The organism is Cyclobacterium lianum (genome assembly GCF_900143075.1).
Lineage (GTDB): Bacteria > Bacteroidota > Bacteroidia > Cytophagales > Cyclobacteriaceae > Cyclobacterium > Cyclobacterium lianum.
The window spans coordinates 117,346-134,585 of record NZ_FRCY01000002.1; the positions used below are offsets into that span (position 1 = coordinate 117,346).

14 protein-coding genes are annotated in these 17,240 nt (G+C 44.7%); 8 read left to right on the forward strand and 6 right to left on the reverse strand.

Translation table 11 applies throughout. The annotated features are described in order from the left end of the window. Positions 1 to 4 precede the first annotated feature (4 nt). The 4 genes from BUB19_RS03140 to tilS all read right to left on the reverse strand — a co-directional run bounded on the left by BUB19_RS03140 (position 5) and on the right by tilS (position 5,693). Entirely contained in the window at positions 5 to 2,734 is a 2,730-nt protein-coding gene (locus BUB19_RS03140) for a hypothetical protein (RefSeq protein ID WP_084096929.1), read from the reverse strand. A gap of 89 nt (positions 2,735 to 2,823) precedes the next feature. Next, on the reverse strand, positions 2,824 to 3,762 hold the full coding sequence (gene mdh, locus BUB19_RS03145) for a malate dehydrogenase (protein WP_073091826.1): 939 nt from the start codon (positions 3,760 to 3,762) through the stop codon (positions 2,824 to 2,826). 87 nt (positions 3,763 to 3,849) lie between these two features. Next, complete coding sequence (locus BUB19_RS03150) at positions 3,850 to 4,371, reverse strand: Crp/Fnr family transcriptional regulator (protein ID WP_073091829.1); 522 nt, start codon at positions 4,369 to 4,371, stop codon at positions 3,850 to 3,852. Beyond that, a complete protein-coding gene (tilS, locus tag BUB19_RS03155) occupies positions 4,368 to 5,693 on the reverse strand; it encodes a tRNA lysidine(34) synthetase TilS (protein ID WP_073091832.1) in 1,326 nt (441 codons plus the stop codon). The genes BUB19_RS03150 and tilS overlap by 4 nt, the downstream gene beginning before the upstream one ends. Positions 5,694 to 5,742: 49 nt before the next feature. On the opposite strand from tilS, the gene BUB19_RS03160 reads away from it, so the two are divergent. The 8 genes from BUB19_RS03160 to BUB19_RS03195 all read left to right on the forward strand — a co-directional run bounded on the left by BUB19_RS03160 (position 5,743) and on the right by BUB19_RS03195 (position 14,394). Further along, positions 5,743 to 7,350 (forward strand): OstA-like protein, encoded by a 1,608-nt coding sequence (locus tag BUB19_RS03160; RefSeq protein WP_073091835.1) that lies wholly within the window; start codon positions 5,743 to 5,745, stop codon positions 7,348 to 7,350. A gap of 202 nt (positions 7,351 to 7,552) precedes the next feature. Then, positions 7,553 to 8,266 (forward strand): T9SS type A sorting domain-containing protein, encoded by a 714-nt coding sequence (locus BUB19_RS03165; RefSeq protein WP_073091838.1) that lies wholly within the window; start codon positions 7,553 to 7,555, stop codon positions 8,264 to 8,266. Between the two features lie 65 nt (positions 8,267 to 8,331). Beyond that, positions 8,332 to 9,258, forward strand: coding sequence for an outer membrane protein assembly factor BamD (locus tag BUB19_RS03170; protein ID WP_073091846.1), 927 nt, complete (start codon positions 8,332 to 8,334; stop codon positions 9,256 to 9,258). Between the two features lie 23 nt (positions 9,259 to 9,281). Next, on the forward strand, positions 9,282 to 9,596 hold the full coding sequence (locus BUB19_RS03175; protein ID WP_073091853.1) for a DNA-directed RNA polymerase subunit omega: 315 nt from the start codon (positions 9,282 to 9,284) through the stop codon (positions 9,594 to 9,596). A gap of 1 nt (position 9,597) precedes the next feature. After that, positions 9,598 to 10,827: a bifunctional phosphopantothenoylcysteine decarboxylase/phosphopantothenate--cysteine ligase CoaBC gene (gene coaBC, locus BUB19_RS03180; RefSeq protein WP_073091860.1), complete on the forward strand. Its 1,230-nt coding sequence runs from the start codon at positions 9,598 to 9,600 to the stop codon at positions 10,825 to 10,827. A 36-nt stretch (positions 10,828 to 10,863) separates the two neighbouring features. Further along, the gene (gene porD / locus BUB19_RS03185) at positions 10,864 to 11,769 is read left to right on the forward strand and encodes a type IX secretion system protein PorD (RefSeq protein ID WP_073091867.1); all 906 of its coding nucleotides are present in this window, start codon (positions 10,864 to 10,866) and stop codon (positions 11,767 to 11,769) included. A 47-nt stretch (positions 11,770 to 11,816) separates the two neighbouring features. Continuing rightward, a complete protein-coding gene (gene recN / locus BUB19_RS03190) occupies positions 11,817 to 13,469 on the forward strand; it encodes a DNA repair protein RecN (protein WP_073091874.1) in 1,653 nt (550 codons plus the stop codon). 97 nt (positions 13,470 to 13,566) lie between these two features. Further along, positions 13,567 to 14,394, forward strand: coding sequence for an enoyl-ACP reductase FabI (locus tag BUB19_RS03195; protein WP_073091879.1), 828 nt, complete (start codon positions 13,567 to 13,569; stop codon positions 14,392 to 14,394). A 173-nt stretch (positions 14,395 to 14,567) separates the two neighbouring features. Here the strand turns inward: BUB19_RS03195 and leuB are convergent, their stop codons facing one another. Further along, positions 14,568 to 15,638, reverse strand: a complete 1,071-nt coding sequence (gene leuB / locus BUB19_RS03200; RefSeq protein ID WP_073091884.1) for a 3-isopropylmalate dehydrogenase — start codon at positions 15,636 to 15,638, stop codon at positions 14,568 to 14,570. Continuing rightward, on the reverse strand, positions 15,607 to 17,196 hold the full coding sequence (locus BUB19_RS03205) for an alpha-isopropylmalate synthase regulatory domain-containing protein (RefSeq protein WP_073091890.1): 1,590 nt from the start codon (positions 17,194 to 17,196) through the stop codon (positions 15,607 to 15,609). The genes leuB and BUB19_RS03205 overlap by 32 nt, the downstream gene beginning before the upstream one ends. Between the last annotated feature and the right edge of the window lie 44 nt (positions 17,197 to 17,240).

Below are 17,240 nucleotides of genomic sequence, written 5' to 3' on the forward strand. Positions count from 1 at the left end.
TAATTTAAAATGGAATCTTGTATTCCTGAAGCTGGTTTTCATATACTGTCACCAGCGTATACTCATTTCGGCTGCCGGAAAAACTTATCCAAAGATTTTCACTTACACTTATCGGTTTTTGATTGATCAATTTGCCCCGATAATTGTACAAATAGGCAAAATCCTGAGTTCTATCCAAGACGACAAAAATTTTATTGGCCGGGCCAAAAGAAAAATATCGGTAATCAAGTTGCTCTGAAATGATATTCGTATCAAACAGCAGGCTCTCGTCAGGATTCAAAACCTTCAACTCATTGTACTCCCTGATCACCCAGACAAAGTCGGTACCTATCTGGTCATTTACCAGGTCAAATCTGGTATTTCTATCCGGCCGGAGCAATTGATTCCTGTAGGTCAGTTCACCCTTAAAGTTAACTTTCACTACCTCTCCGGCATCGTTTACCGTTACTATTTTCGACAGCCCTTCCTCTCTGCCTTCCTCTATGCCGTAATCTGTGGACAGGCTCTCGCCGAGGACGATATTCCCGCCTTCTTTATCCTGACCTCTGCGATTGAAAAACCGCAGTTTGCCATTAGTGTGCATCGCCACCATAAAATCTCCCAGCCCCGGTACTCTGTGGTGAGCGGGCATTACAGCCAGTGGTCCATCTGTAGATTGCCGGGGATCCCATTCCTGCAACAATTCACCGGAGCCACTGTAAACAAATAAATTACCCTCAGCGTCCGCTACAAAAAACCTGTAATCCCGGTTGTTGTCATAATCCAGTACGTTCAGGTAGGTGATGTCTCGACCCTCCTCAAAGTGGATAGGAAAGCCTGGAAGTAAGTTACCATACCTGTCCAGGGCATAAATCAGGTTTTGAGTGGCAAAAACCAATTGGAGTTTCCCATTTTTATAGTAATCAATTTGAAATACATCCGTGATAATGTCTTCCGGGATACGCTCAGAAAACACCCTCTCCCCTTCTGCAGTGACGAGATGAATAAAAAGATCTTCATCCTGCAAGAGAAAATCCGTGCTTTTGTCATTGAAATTTTCCAAACCTGCAGGTCCGTAAATCAACTTTTTATCGAAAAGTATGCTCCGGGACTCCTTCAGCATCAACTGACCGTTGCTTGACCGCTCCTCTGGAGTAATGGCAATCTGTATTTCGATATCACCTTCATCTTTCAGGTATATTTTAAGGAATTCAAAAGACCGGAAAACGGAAGCATATTTCTGAAAAACCGGACTCCAGGCAGGCTGGCTGGACCGGATCAGTGCAGGAAAAAACCGGTCATTGTTCAGGTATATTTGAACTGGTGCTTCCTTCCCCTGTCCTTCCTTCAACAGCTTACTCATCAGTACGGATTTGCCCCAGGTATTGTCATAATACAAATCCTCAAGATAATTTTTCATGGTTTTCAGGCTATTTGCCAAAATCAGTTGTCCCTCCGCCACAGCAAGGTAGCATTTTGGAAAACCTGCGAAGTTGCCATCAAAAACATGGGCAGGGAATTCATTGATGTCCATCAAAATAATTTCATGGCCAAGAAAGTAGTCCCTGTAATTTTTACTGTAGTCCTCTTGATTCCATTCGAGGTTATAGTCTGCCAGGTGGCTGAAGGAGCTTTCAGCATCTTTTGTATCCAGGAGCAGTATTTGATCGGGCCTTTCCTCCAAAATACCCTCCTCAAGAACCAACGCTGCGTTTCCGCTAAGCGTACTTACAAAATTTTGTATGGCAACACTTTCTGCGAGTTGGTCAGCAAGCAATGGATCTGGGGAAAAAGAGGTATTGGGAATCCGTCGGTAAAACTGAAAATCAGGAAATAAATAGAGGTAGAGTAAAGCAGCCCTTTTACTGATAAGGGAGGCAAAGGGCAAATTGCCATGGTCTTCATACCCGGAAAAAACCTTCTTTTCCTGACCGTTGACAAACAGCTTTCCGGAAATGCTTAATCCCTCATCCAAAAATGCGGGCACGAGGGTAGCCGAATAATTATTGGCATTCAGGTCCTGTACCAATTTATTGTTTTTTTCGGATGACAACTGATTGATAAAATCCGACAATCCATCGCCAGAGAGTCGGACCATTCCCTGACTGCCGACCTGTGATTCGGATTGAAATAAGTGGGTATAGGTTTGTTTAAAGCTTCTAAGCTCGGTGGATTTGGCATAACGAATACCTTCTTCCACCAGAAAAGACGTATAACTCCCCATCAGCACATTGTCGATGATCGCATAAGTAAAGGTTCGCTCTCCCTTATCCAGGCTCAACTCAAATAAATTGACCCCACTGTAAGTCCGTACTTTGACGGGATCAGCCTGGCCGTCCTTGTCTCGCTGAAAATCCTGTACAAAATCCAGAAATGCCCGGTCATTGAAGGCAACGGTTATTAGAAAACCAAAATCCTCTTTGCCCAAAGGATGCATGGAAAGCTTAAACTGCTGCCCTTTAAGGTATTTGTCAAGCGCACCAGATTTACCGGTGATACTATCCAGATGAATCAACCGGGACTCCATTTCGGCAATCACCGGAAGTTGCTGTAATTTTTCCCAGATGGGTTGACCCACGATGGTGTTCCACATGCCTACCGGGTCTCGGGTTTCGTAGATGAAAACCGCATCAGGTGAAATCACTTCCGATCCTTCCAACCGGTTTAGCAGAAAACCCGACCGATAAAACAGAAAAGCTGCCCCGCCCAAAACCAGTATTACAAGAATTACCAGTAGGGATTTAATTTGGTTCACTGCATCAAATTTTTAGTTCCGGCATCAAATCAACAAAAAAATCCCAACGGATGAAAGTTGGGATTTTTAAATGGAGCGTATTTAAGGACTTATTTTTTACTCAAACCATCCAGAACAGCCATCACCTCTTTTACATGCGTCCTGGATACCTCCAGTAAAGCTTTCTCTTCTTTATTCAAATCAAGCTCAATTACTTTTTCGATTCCATTTTTGCCCAGTATTACAGGCACACCCAGGTAACAATCATCAATACCGTATTCGCCGTCCAGCTTGATACATACCGGGAATACCCTTTTCTGGTTTTTGACGATCGACTCCACCATCTGGGCAGCTGCAGAACCAGGGGCATACCATGCGGAAGTCCCCATCAATTTCACCAGCTCTCCTCCGCCGAATTTGGTTCTCTCGATGATGGCATCCAGTTTTTCCTTTGCGATGATCTCCGTTACCGGAATACCGGCCACCGTAGTGTATCGGGGAAGCGGCACCATGGTGTCTCCATGACCACCCATCAAAATCGCCTGAATTTCCTTGGGAGAGATATCCAACTCTTCTGCGATGAATGCCCTGTACCGGGCAGTATCGAGAATCCCGGCCATTCCCATTACCTTAGTTCTGGGCAGTTTAGAGGTAATATGGGCCTGATAGGTCATCACATCCAGGGGATTGGAAACCACCACGACAATGGCCTCCGGTGAATGTTTGATCACATTCTCGGTAACCGTCTTCACAATACCTGCGTTTGTTTCAATGAGGTCGTCCCTGGTCATCCCCGGCTTCCTCGGCAATCCGGAAGTGATCACCACCACGTCGGAACCCGCCGTCTTGGAGTAATCGTTGGTGCTTCCGGTAGTCCTGCTATCGTAAACATTTATAGGGGCTTTTTGCCAGATATCGAGTGCTTTTCCCTCTGCTACTCCTTCCTTGATATCTACCAGCACAATTTCCTCAGCTATTTCGCGGTAGGCCAGCACATCGGCGCATGTTGCACCTACATTTCCGGCTCCGACTACGGTTACTTTTGTCATTTTATTGGATTGGTTTACATTGAATATGGTTTCAAAACTTGCGCAAAGATATTAAACAATGCGCTTTATACGAAGCAATATCCCGAATTATTCAAACATCTGCCCTAGGTTGAAAAAGCCGTAGGAATTCCTGTATGAAGTAAAAAGTTGCTGATTGGTTTGGTTGTAGTAGCTCGCCAGAGCCGTCATCATTTTGGCCCTTATTTTTTGATTGTTCTGAAAAATATCAAGTATGGCATAATTGGGAATCACCCAGAGCAGGGCTTCTTCTGTATTGACGATGGCGGTATAGATTCGCTTTGAATTTTCCAGCAGGGAGTTTTCGCCAAATGCCCTTCCCTCATTGACTTTGATGATGGTTTCGAAATCCGCCCGTATGTCGATATTAAGGGTTACTTCTCCTTTTTCTAAGATATATAAGGCCTGACTCGGATCATTCCTGAAAAAAACCACCTCGTCACGTTCGTATTTTCTTTGGTGTATAGCAGGCAAAAACCTGGACATTTCAGAAAAACTAAGCTCTTTGAAATAGGGTATTTTCCTCAAAAATGCGAATTGTTGCAATTCGGAGTCACTGTACTTTTTTCTGAATGGATTGAGTTTGTTCATACTGTTTTTTTAAAATAAACCACTTCTCTGGTCGCTTTAGTCACCTTAAACCGATCATCGATCCTGTAACCCACCACCCAAACAATTGCATTACCCGAGCACAATACCTTTACAGATTTCTTTTTGATAAGAGGTACCTTTGCATCGATCAGAAAATCACTGACTTTTTTAAACTGCTGCATACCCAGAGGCTTAAATCTGTCGCCCTCCTCCCAACCTCTTAGCTGCAATGGAAAGTCCAGGAGCTGCCTGTCTAAAAGCGCATTTTCTGATGAACGGTCGATCTGCCAGTCACTTTTTAATTGTAAGATATCGTAATTAACCCGCGCATCAGGCCTGAAGTTAATATCATGGACATTGACCCAAAAGGATGGCTCAGCCTGTTCGGCTTTCCCCAATATCAGCCGATCCCTGTCCATATTGAGCATCCAGTCTCCGGCAAAAAAACATTTTCCGGAAAGCCCGGCATGCATGGCCTGCAACACCTGCTCCACCTGAGGGTAAACGAATCCCTTTGGCCGCAACCAGTAGAACAATAAGCTTGCCTTGCCGGGAATGTTGCCCAGGTCTTTATAGTCCAGGTACTCATAGGGAGGTTCCTGCCTCACCCGGGCCTCCCTCCATTGTTCGAAAAAATAAAAAAAAGCTTTGCCGGCATCCTTTATCCGATCAAAACTGTATTGCATCAGTTCCGGACCTTTGGGATCGAAATCAGCCAGGACCGGCATGAATTTATGCCGGATAAAATTTCTCTTGTAAAGGGTCTTCCGATTGCTGCTGTCCTCCCTCCATGACAAGGATTCTGAAGCAACAAATTCCTGGATTTCCGCCCTGCTGAATGGCAGCAATGGCCTGATGATAAAATCCCTTTTATTGGCCATCCCGTACACACCCTCAATGCCAGTGCCCCTCAGTAAATTGAGCAACACGGTCTCCAGTTGATCGTCAGCCTGATGGGCCACCAGTACTCCCGCTGCAGGCAGGCTTCGATGCAATGTTGCAAACCAGTCATAACGGAGGTCCCTCGCCGCCATCTGCAACGAAAGCCCGTTGCTTGCCGCATAGCCTTTTGCATCAAAAACCTTTACATGAATGGGTACCCTCATTTCTTCGGCCAGGTCTCGGACGAAGGCTTCATCCCTGTCGCTTTCCTTACCTCGAAGCTGAAAATTGCAATGTACCAAATCAAATTTGCACCCTCCGAGGTGCAACAAATGGGCCAGGGCTACACTGTCCATACCCCCGCTGATGGCCAAAAGATAGCGTTGTCCGACATCCAAAATATTATTTTCCCGTACATGATGGATAAATCTATCAAGCATAAATCAAAAATACCATTTTATATTAATTTTGCCTCGCAAATCAATTCCGATGACCTCAATCAGATTAATTTTATGTAGTTTTTTGCTGATCACTGCTGCTATACGGCTACAAGCTCAGGAGGAAAACAGCCGCTTGGAAATCCTGCAGGCAGAAGAGTTACTTGGGGCAAACGGATTTGAACGGCTCCTGCACGATGTGATCATGGAACATCAAAATTCCCTTATTTACTGTGATTCAGCCCATTTTTACAGCCAGGACAACCTGGCCAAGCTTTTTGGCCAGGTGCGTATTGAAGATCAGGACGATCCCATTACAGTAACAAGTCTGTACGCAGAATACGATGGCAACAGCCAAATGGCCCGGCTCCGGAACAATGTGGTTTTGGTCAATGAAGGTACCACGCTGTATACCGACTACCTGGATTACGACCGCGGCTCGGGCGTCGCCAATTACTTCAATACCGGGATGGTCAAGGACAGCACTAATACCCTGACCAGTGAAAATGGCGTCTATGAGACGCAGATCAAAAAGATTACTTTTACCGAGGATGTGAGCCTGGTTAATCCGGACTATACCATGAAATCGAATACGCTTTATTATTTTACCGATTCAAAAATTGCAGAGACAGAAAAGTTAACGAATATTTTATCCAAGGATGGCACCCGGCTCAATGCCCAAAGGGGCAGCTTTTATGATACCGAAAACAAGATTTTCAGGTTCTTTGACGGGGACGTAGCTACGGAAAACAGCCATATTTTTGGCGAAATACTGTACTACGATGAAAAAGCCCAATATTATGAGGCCAGGGGAGATGTGAGTATTTATAACAGGGAAAGAAATGTCGAAGTATTTGGTGAGGAAGGGAAATACTGGGAAAACAACCAATATTCCAAAGTATATGGCAATGCCCTGACCCAAAAATATTTCGAAGCAGATACGCTATTCATGATCGCCGATACGCTCATCTCACAAGATGGCGATATGCCTGAAGAAAAATTCCTGCTTGCATACCCCGATATGCGCCTGCTAAAATCTGATCTGGCAGGAAGGGCGGACTCCATGGCTTACCGCTATGCCGACTCCACTGTTTATCTCTACTCCGACCCTGTCTTATGGAATAACAAGAGCCAGATCACTGCGGACAGTATTCGATTCCTCATAGCGAATGAAGAAATAGACCGTGCGCTGCTCATCGACAATGCCTTTGCCATCACCAGGGATACCGTAGGCAATTTCAATCAAATCAAAGGGCGAAAAATGACAGGCTACTTCATACAGGGAGAGATGGATAAACTGGACGTAGAAGGCAACGGCGAGTCTTTGTATTTTGCACTGGAAAATGACACCACCTTCAAGGGCCTGAATCAACTGCTTTGCGGAAGAATTATCATGCAGTTTCAGGAAGGAGCGGTCAGAAAGATAAGTCACTCCATCAAGCCGGAGGCAGCTTTTGTCCCGCCTCATCTGATCGAAGAAGATCAAAAACGACTAAAGGGATTTACCTGGAGGGAGGAGGAACGCCCCGACAGGATGCTGGTCAATGACTGGAGAATGCCTGCTGTGCGGAATAAAAACCGGTACAGTCTGTTTGACGAACCCGATGTGAGCCTTCCCTTACCCGAGGATGACGAAATACAAAAACTTATAGATAATTAATACAAAATGTGGTTTAAATTACATTTTTGGGGAATTCATGAATTTTTAAAACATTATTAAACGGATGATCTGAAAAAAAATTTTATAATAGTTAACAATTTTTAACCCGCATATTGTAAAAAAATGGAACCAATTGGCTATTTTTATACGTATATATCAGAGATCCAAAACAAAAATTGTCAGTTATCGATTTAAATTCTACATGAAAGTTTTCTTTACAATATTCATCATCCTGTTTACCGTGGCGCAGCAGCAAGTGACTGCCCGACAGGTGCGTGTATTGAATGAAAATGTAGCGTTTAACGGCAAAGTAAATACTACTCAAAGAAAGTCACTGATTCTCCAAAATGATTCGAATGAAAAGGCCACTTACTTTCTGCGATATCTTAGAGGGAATGTGGGTTCATCCCAAAATATTCTGATTTGCCTGGGGGATGTGTGTTATGATCCAAGAGAAGATCTTTCCTCCATTCAGTTTACTCTTGACCCCGGAGAAATATTTACTGATCTGTACATTGAATTCGAGCTTGGCATAACCGCTACCAAGGGTACCTTTGATTTGCATTTCTTCAACACGTCTAACATCCGCGATGCTTTTGTAATTGAATGTGTTTACAATGTCATTGGGGATAACCCAACAGAAAACTTCAGTCATAAGGATGTGGATATCGGGAGCATCTATCCCAACCCAAGTGTGCGGACTGCACAGCTTGACTATAAGATAAAAAACCCCAACGCGAAAGTACGGGTAGTGATCAATAGCTTCATTGGTAACCCCATTTATGATTTTAATCTGGACCCCGGTGAGGGTACCTTGCTGATTCCGGTGACAGATCTGAATCCAGGTACGTATTTTTATACACTGATTGTGGACAATAAAAATATTGTCACCAAGAAACTCTACGTTAAAAGGTAAGGAGCAGCTTTTGCTTCCAAACTACCTTGATAACCAATTAATAATCCCTTATATTTGCAGGCCCGATGAGAAAAGCACAAGCATATATTATTCTATTACTAGTAGCCTCCCTATCCTTTAGCTGCGGAGAGTTCTACAAATTGGAGAAAAGCACCAATTGGGATGAGCTCTATGAAGCTGCAAACAGCTATTATGACGAGGGAGAATTCAACAAGGCCATCATCTTATACGACCGCGTATTGCCGGTAATTAAAGGAAGCGGCAAAGCAGAACTGGCAGAATTCAATTACGCCTATGCGCATTTTCGAACAAAAAGGTACATTGAATCTGCGGGGTATTTCAAAACTTTTTTTGACACGTATAATCGTTCACCCCTGGCAGAAGAAGCCCTCTTTATGCACGCTTATTCCCTGTATCTCGATTCTCCGGACTATAATCTGGATCAAAGAAGTTCGAGAGAAGCCGTAAATGCCATTCAGTTGTTTATGAACAGGTATCCGGAATCTGATTCCTATGAGAGAGCCACCTCCATGATAGATGATCTGCAGAAAAGATTTGAAGAAAAGGCCTTTGAAGAATCCAAAATGTACTACCGCCTTACCGAAGGATTATTTCCGGGAGAATTCTACAGGGCTTGTATCGTAAACTTTCAAAATTTTGCCAAATCCTTCCCTGACAGCAAATACAATGAAGAACTCGCTTTTAAGCTGGTAGAAGTCAGTGCCGCATATGCTGAGAGGAGTATTTTCGACAAAAAAGAGGAAAGGCTGAATCAATCCATTGAATTTGCGCGGGATTTTGAGCAGCGGTACCCGGACAGCGAGTATGCGAAGCGGGTCAGTAACCTGATGGCTGAGACACAAACTGAACTTGCCGCCCACTACCGGTTAAAAGAACAGTATGAAGCCAGATCTGCTGAGGCCAGGAGAATACGGGAAGAAGAGGAGCGGAATCAAGCCGCCACCGAGGCACTCAGAAACGTAGAGAATTAAAAATTTAAATAAACTATACACGCATGGCAGTCAATCCATCAATTATCACCAGAGACCTGGATAAAGTAGCCGAAAAATCAGGTAATCTTTACGAATCAATTTTCGTGATTTCTCAAAGGGCAAAGCAAATTTCATCTACCATGAAGGAAGAGTTAAACAACAAGCTTTCTGAATTTGCTTCAACCGTAGACAACCTGGAAGAGGTATTTGAAAATAAGGAACAAATCGAGATCTCTAAGTTCTATGAAAGAATGCCCAAGCCAAGTACCCTGGCGATGGAGGAGTTCATGGAGGAGAAGGTTTTGTTCAGATACCCTGAGGAGGAAAGCGGCTCCTAAAATGCCTCTTTCCGGCAAACGTATTTTACTAGGCGTCTGTGGAGGTATTGCCGCCTACAAGGCAGCAGTGCTTATACGCCTGCTGGTTAAATCCGGAGCAGAAGTCAAAGTCATCATGACAGCTTCTGCTTTGGACTTTATTACCCCCCTCACTCTGTCCACCCTATCCAGAAACCCGGTTTTTCTCGATTTTTTCAATAAAAACACGGGTGAATGGAACAATCATGTAGAATTGGGCAACTGGGCCGACCTGATGATCATCGCCCCCTTATCTGCAAACACACTGGCCAAAATGGCCAATGGACAGAGTGATAATTTGCTTTGCTGCACCTACCTGTCCTGCACCTGTCCGGTACTTTTAGCTCCAGCCATGGATCTGGACATGTACCAGCATCCTTCGGTGCAAAAAAACCTGGACAACCTGCGCCGGGTTGGCAACAGCATAATGGAGCCTGGCTCCGGAGAACTGGCCAGCGGATTGATAGGACAGGGCAGGATGCCCGAACCAGAAGAAATTTGGGAGCGTGTCAGGGAAATCCTTTTGCCCCAAAGCTTGCTGCTCAACAAAAAAATCCTGATCACCGCCGGGCCCACCCAGGAAGCCATCGATCCTGTCCGGTACATCAGCAATCACTCCAGCGGAAAAATGGGACTTTCCATCGCCAATGAGGCAGCCAGAAGAGGGGCACAGGTCACATTGGTTTTGGGACCTACCGCGCTCAACGCTGCCCATCCGGCGATTAAACCGGTGAATGTCACCAGCGCAGAGGAAATGTATCTCGCGGCAGCAGACCATCATAAGCAGGCAGATGTGGCTATTTTTTCGGCCGCAGTAGCTGACTACCGCCCCGAAAAACCAGCCGCAGAAAAAATCAAAAAGGACCAGGCGAATTATACCATACCCCTTGTTAAAAACCCCGATATTGCGCAATCCCTGGGAGCAATCAAGCGTCCGAACCAATACCATATTGGCTTTGCCTTGGAAACAGATGAAGGATATGGTAGTGCAAAAAAGAAACTCAAAAGTAAAAACCTGGACTTTATTGTGCTGAACAGCCTGCTGGATCCGGAAGCGGGTTTTCAAAAGGACACCAATAAAGCCACGCTGATTTTTAAAAGCAAAGAGGAAATTAAAACTCCTGTGATCACCAAGGAGGCGCTCGCAAAAATCATACTCGATCACCTGGAAAGTTTGATGGGAACAACAGAAACCACATCGAATCGTTTATAACGATAAGAGTTATCAGACATGCCTAAACCCATTACGATGTTACGCCCGCTGATTATTTTATTTTTCATCATAGCTAATCCCTTTCCGGGGATATCTCAACAACTTGATTTTACGGTTACCATTAATAGCGAGCGGGCAAGAACGCAGGATCAGGATATTTTTGAACAAATGAAAACGGCGTTTGAACAGTTTCTCAACAACAGAAACTGGACAGATGATGAATTTAAACCTGAGGAAAGGATCAAAGGTAACTTGTTGATTACCATCAACGATATGCCCAGCGTAGGACTTTTTTCGGCCACAGTGCAGATTCAAACTGTAAGACCTGTTTATGGATCGAACTACGAAAGTCTGATGTTGAATTTTGCAGATCGAAACTGGACCTTTGAATATGTGGATTCACAGCCCCTCGAGTTTAATCAATATTCATTTCTTAACAACATCACCTCTCTTCTGGCCTATTACGCCTACATTGCCCTGGGGCTGGATTATGATTCTTTTGCACCAAGGGGGGGAGATCCGTTTTACGAGACCGCAAATAATATAGTGGCAAATGCACAGCAGTCGTCCAGACCAGGATGGAACCAAAATCCATCGGACAAAAGAAACCGGTATTGGTTATCCAATGATCTGTACAATTCCCAGGTACTGGTACCGGTAAGGGACGCCTATTATCTGTATCATCGAAAAGGATTGGACTTGCTGACCAGCCGGCCCGAAGAAGCCTACAACAATATACTCGAAGCCATCAAGTTTGTTGAAGAAGCCAATAGCACCCAGCCAAACAGCATCCTTACCATTACTTTTATCGATGCCAAATCCGACGAGATTTGCAAGATACTTAAAAATGCACCGCAGGAAATCAAACAGGAAGCCGTCAGTGCGCTACTGAAGGTAGACCCCAACAATGCCAGAAAATACAATGACATTTTAAAAGGATAATGCTCATTTTTGGTTAATTTTGATCACCTAAATGAAACCAAAGCTCCATGTTGACCAACCTTAGCATCGCCAATTATGCTTTGATAGAGAAATTGGAAATGAAACCCTGCCCGGGCCTGAACATGATCACAGGAGAAACCGGTGCCGGAAAATCCATCATGCTGGGTGCTGTGGGTTTGTTGCTGGGCAACAGGGCTGATACCAAATCCCTCTATAATGAAGCGGAAAAGTGTATCATCGAGGGTGTTTTTGAGGTGGAAAATTATGGTCTGAAATCCTTTTTTGAGGAGGAAGAACTCGACTATGAACCTTTTTGTATCATAAGAAGAGAAATTTCGCCCACCGGCAAGTCCAGGGCATTTGTCAACGACACCCCGGTGAAACTGGACACCTTGAAGGTTTTGGGGAAAACTTTGATGGACATCCATTCGCAACATGAAAACCTGCTGCTGGGCGCCTCCTCCTACCAACTGTCCCTACTCGATGCCTTTGCGCAGACCGGAAAAATAAAATCGCAATATACCCTGCAGTTCCAGGAATATACGGTCCTGCAGAAAAAAGTCCGTCTGCTGGAAAAGGAAATGACAAGCCTCCAACAGGAAGCAGACTACAACCAATTTCAGTTGGAAGAATTGAGTTCCCTGAATCTAACCGAAGGTGAGCAGACTGAGTTGGAATCCGAGGAAGAGATTCTTAACCATGCAGAGGAAATCAAGGCCAGGGCACTTGAAGCCTTGAAACTACTGGACAACGAACAGATGGGTGCCATACAAATGCTCGGATCGGCAAGGCACCATTTCAATTTTCTATCCAAATTTGGAAAAACCTTTGAAGATCTGGATCAGAGATTCCAGAGTATGCTCATTGAATTAAAAGACATACTGGAAAGTCTATCTGCGGAAGAACAAGCAACTGAAGTAGATTTTGAAAAGTCTGAATGGGTAAGGGAAAGGCTGAGCAAAATTTACCAACTCCAAAAGAAACATGGTGTTCAGTCAGATAAGGCCCTTATAGAACTGACCTCCCATCTTGCCGATAAAGTTTTCAGGGCAGATCATCTGGAGGAAGAATTAGCCGGACTGAAAAGCCAACTGGAAAAGGCGGAAAAAACGATGCACTCAACCGCTGAGCAATTGTCAAAGAAACGAACCGCTGTTTTTACGGGTTTCAGTCAGGAAATCCAACAATTACTGGCTCAGCTCGGCATGGAAAATGCCAAAGTTGACATCTACAGAAAAGCTGTGCCTGCATCTGAGTCCGGCATAGATGAAATAGATATTTTATTTTCCGCCAACAAGGGGGTAGGCACCCAACCTATAGGCCAGGTGGCTTCGGGAGGAGAGTTTTCCAGGTTGATGTTTGCCATCAAGTATATCATGGCCGACAAAATGGCACTTCCTACACTGATATTCGACGAGATAGATACCGGAGTTTCCGGAGAGGTTGCACTGCAAATGGTCCGGATGATGCAAAAAATTGCTGAAAATCATCAGGTAATTTGCATCAGTCACCTCCCTCAGGTAGCTGCCAAAGGGGAAAAACATTATTTTGTCTATAAAGACAATAGTGCTAAGAAAACAGTGAGCAAAATAAAATTATTGGATGAGGAAGAGCGGCTAGTGGAAATCGCCAAGATGATATCCGGCTCCAATCCCTCAGCTTCTGCCTATGAAAACGCAAAAGAATTATTGGGTAATTAAGATTTGGCACTATGCCAGGTTTTTAAAAAGTTTCAATCATTATTAGCTAATTTTAAAGAATATTATTTAATTTAAGTCAGAAAGTTAAAAGTAAAATATGTCTGAAAACTTATTAAAAGGTAAAAGAGGAATCATCACCGGGGCATTGGATGAAAATTCAATCGCCTGGCAAACCGCCCTTAAGGCAAAAGAACAGGGAGCAACCTTTGTACTTACCAATGCCCCTATAGCCATGAGGATGGGAGCCATAAAGGAATTGGCAGAAGCCTGTGACACCATTATCGTCCCTGCGGATGCCACTTCTGTAGCGGACATAGAAAAGCTGTATGATGAAGCCCGGGAATATCTGGGTGGAAATTTTGATTTCCTGCTGCATTCCATCGGCATGTCGCCCAATGTAAGAAAAGGCAAAGCTTACGGTGACCTCAACTATGAGTGGGTTCAAAAATCGTACGATGTTTCGGCAATTTCTTTTCACAAAATGCTGCAGGTAGCAGAGCAGAAAGACATATTGAACGAATGGGCATCTGTAGTAGGGTTAAGCTATATCGCTGCACAACGGGCATTTCCTTTTTACTCAGACATGTCTGAAGCAAAAGCAATATTGGAAAGCATTGCCAGAAATTATGGATTGAGATACGGCAAACTGAAAAAAGTGAGGGTCAATACCATTTCCCAATCGCCCACCAAAACGACAGCCGGATCGGGTATCGGAGGATTTGACGATTTCTTTGATTTTGCAGATATCGCTTCCCCTCTTGGTAATGCCTCTGCAGAAGATTGCGCAGCCTATATTGTCTCGCTGTTCTCGGATTTCACCAGAATGGTCACCATGCAAAATCTCTTTCACGATGGCGGTTATTCCTCTACGGGAATCACACAGGAATTGATTGATGTTTTTGTAGACAGGAAAACCAACAATTGATATTACCTCGCTTTGGCAGGTTAAATTGCTGGCTTTAAAATGCTTCCAGACCTGCCTGCTAAATGAGAATTGGAAACAGAGTAGCTATCAAAACACCTGATTGTTTCCTAAAAAAATCCCCTTGTTTGTCGACAAACAAGGGGATTTTTTTTGGCGTAGCGGGAATCTTTTCACTAGGCTTTGGCAATTTGCGCTGCCAGCCAATCGCCCACCTCTGTGGTCTTATAGGCTTTCTCCCCATCGGCCAGATCTTCTGTTACTACTCCTTTTTCCAAAGACAAATTGACGGCATCGGAAATGGCCCTGGCTTCGTCCATTAACTCAAAGGCATATTCAAACATCATCGCTGCTGACAATACGGCTGCCAGGGGATTGGCAATATCTTTACCAGCCGCCTGCGGATAGGAACCATGAATGGGTTCGAAAAGCTTCGTATCCAATCCAATGGAAGCCGAGGGCATCAAACCCATAGAACCACTGATTACGGAGGCCTCATCTGTGAGGATATCTCCGAAGAGATTTTCGGTAATCAGCACATCGTAAGCCTTGGGCCACTGGACCAAACGCATGGCTACAGCGTCCACAAATTCGTATTCCACCTTCACATCGGGATACTCTCCGGCAAGCCGCTGCACGGTTTCTCTCCATAGCCTGCTAGTAGCCAGCACATTCGCTTTATCTACGCAGGTCAATAATTTTCGTCTTTTTTGTGCAAACTCAAAACCCATTCTTGCCAGTCTCTCAATCTCCTCTACGGAATACACACAGGTATCAAAGGCCTTGGTACCCTGCTCATTTCTGCCGCGGGGTTCACCAAAATAGATCCCTCCGGTCAGCTCTCTCAAAAAGACCAGATCGGTACCTTCTATTCGTTCTCTTTTCAACGGTGATTTGTGCAACAGCGAAGGAAAAGTAAAGGTAGGGCGGACATTTGAAAAGAGGCCCAGTCGCTTTCTCATCTCCAGTAAGCCTTGCTCAGGCCTGACCTTTGCGCTCGGATCATTGTCGTATTTGGGGTCACCAATGGCGCCAAAAAGCACTGCGTCTGAGTTTAAACAAATCTGGTGGGTTTCTTCAGGGTAAGGCCGGCCCACTGCATCTATCGCTGCAGCGCCTGTCCTGGCTTCTTGAAAAGTAATCTGGTGGCCAAATTTATCTGCGACGGCATTTACCACTTTCACAGCCTGGGCAATCACCTCCGGTCCTATGCCATCACCAGGCAATAGGGCTATATTCATTTCCATATGGGTTCTTTTTTTCTGGTTTGTTACTTTTTTTAATTTGTTCAATGATATTCAACATTTTTTCGGTAGCCTTCATGGCGGCAATGGTCTGGTCGCTGTCCAGACCTTTGGTTTTAAAAATCCTACCTGCAAGATCCCAGGTAATGACACATTCTACAAACGCGTCTGTTTTACCACCCGGGGGTATACTGATCTGAAAATCGGTCAACTTCGGCAGCTCCTTGTCCAGTGATTTATAAATTTTCTTCAATGCCTTCATGAACGAGTCGTACTGTCCATCTCCGGACGCATTCTGTTCATAAAATTCATTGTACATTTTAATTCTCAACTGCACAGAAGGTTTCAGACCTTTGGAGTGCACCATATGGTATCCGTCGATGAGGATATCCCGGTGAATGGAATTATTCTGCAAAACATCGGAGATGATGTAAGGCAGGTCTTCTGTGGTCACCCTTTCCTTTTTATCGCCCAGTTCGATGATCTTCTGCGTCACCCTGGCCAGCTCCTCAGGCTCAAGAGAGATTCCCAATTCGACCAGATTTTTCAGAATATTGGCCTTCCCCGACGTTTTACCGAGAGCGTATTTTCTGGTTCTGCCAAACCTCTCGGGTAACAGGTCACTAAAATACAGGTTCTTTTTATGATCCCCGTCGGCATGCACTCCGGCGGTTTGGGTAAATACATTCTCGCCCACCACCGGTTTATTGGCGGGGATCCTGAGACCCGAGAATTGCTCGATCAATTTGCTTATCCGGTAGATTTTACTTTCGTTGATGTTTAGGGAAAATTCAGTAAAATCCTTCACCACCGCAACGACCGACTCTAATGGAGCGTTTCCTGTTCTTTCTCCTAACCCATTTACAGTAGTGTGTATTCCCCTGGCTCCATTGTTAACGGCGTTCAGTACATTGGCTACCGACAGGTCATAATCGTTGTGGGCATGAAAATCGAAATGGATATCGGGGAAAGCATCGCAAATGCCACCCACATAATTGCTAACCTCCTCCGGACATAGCAAGCCAAGGGTGTCTGGAAGCATGATTCGTTTTACAGGCAGGGTAGAAAGAAAACGGATCATGGACATGGCGTACTCCTTTGAGTTTCTCATCCCGTTGCTCCAGTCCTCCAGGTATACGTTGACCGATATACCGTGTTCGGCAGCATAGCGGATACATGCTGCGATTTCCTCAAAGTGGGTTTCGGGAGTTTTCTTCAATTGATGGGTCAGGTGATTGAGTGAACCTTTGGTGAGCAGGTTCATTACCTTAGCCCCCGCATCGACGATCCAGTCCACGGATTTGGGTGTATCTACAAAGCCCAAAACTTCAATCCTCTCCAGATAGCCTTTTTCTGCAGCCCAGTGCGTGATTTTCTTCACTCCCTCCAATTCACCCTCCGATACCCGGGCAGATGCTACTTCAATCCGGTCCACCCGAAGCTCTTCCAGCAGAAGTTTTGCAATCTGCAATTTCTCTGAAGGGAGGAAGGAAACTCCTGATGTTTGCTCCCCGTCCCTTAGGGTGGTATCCATGATTTCTAATTTCTTTTCTCTACGCATCCCAATCAATTAATCATTCCTGACCCGTTTTACTGCTCAATCTC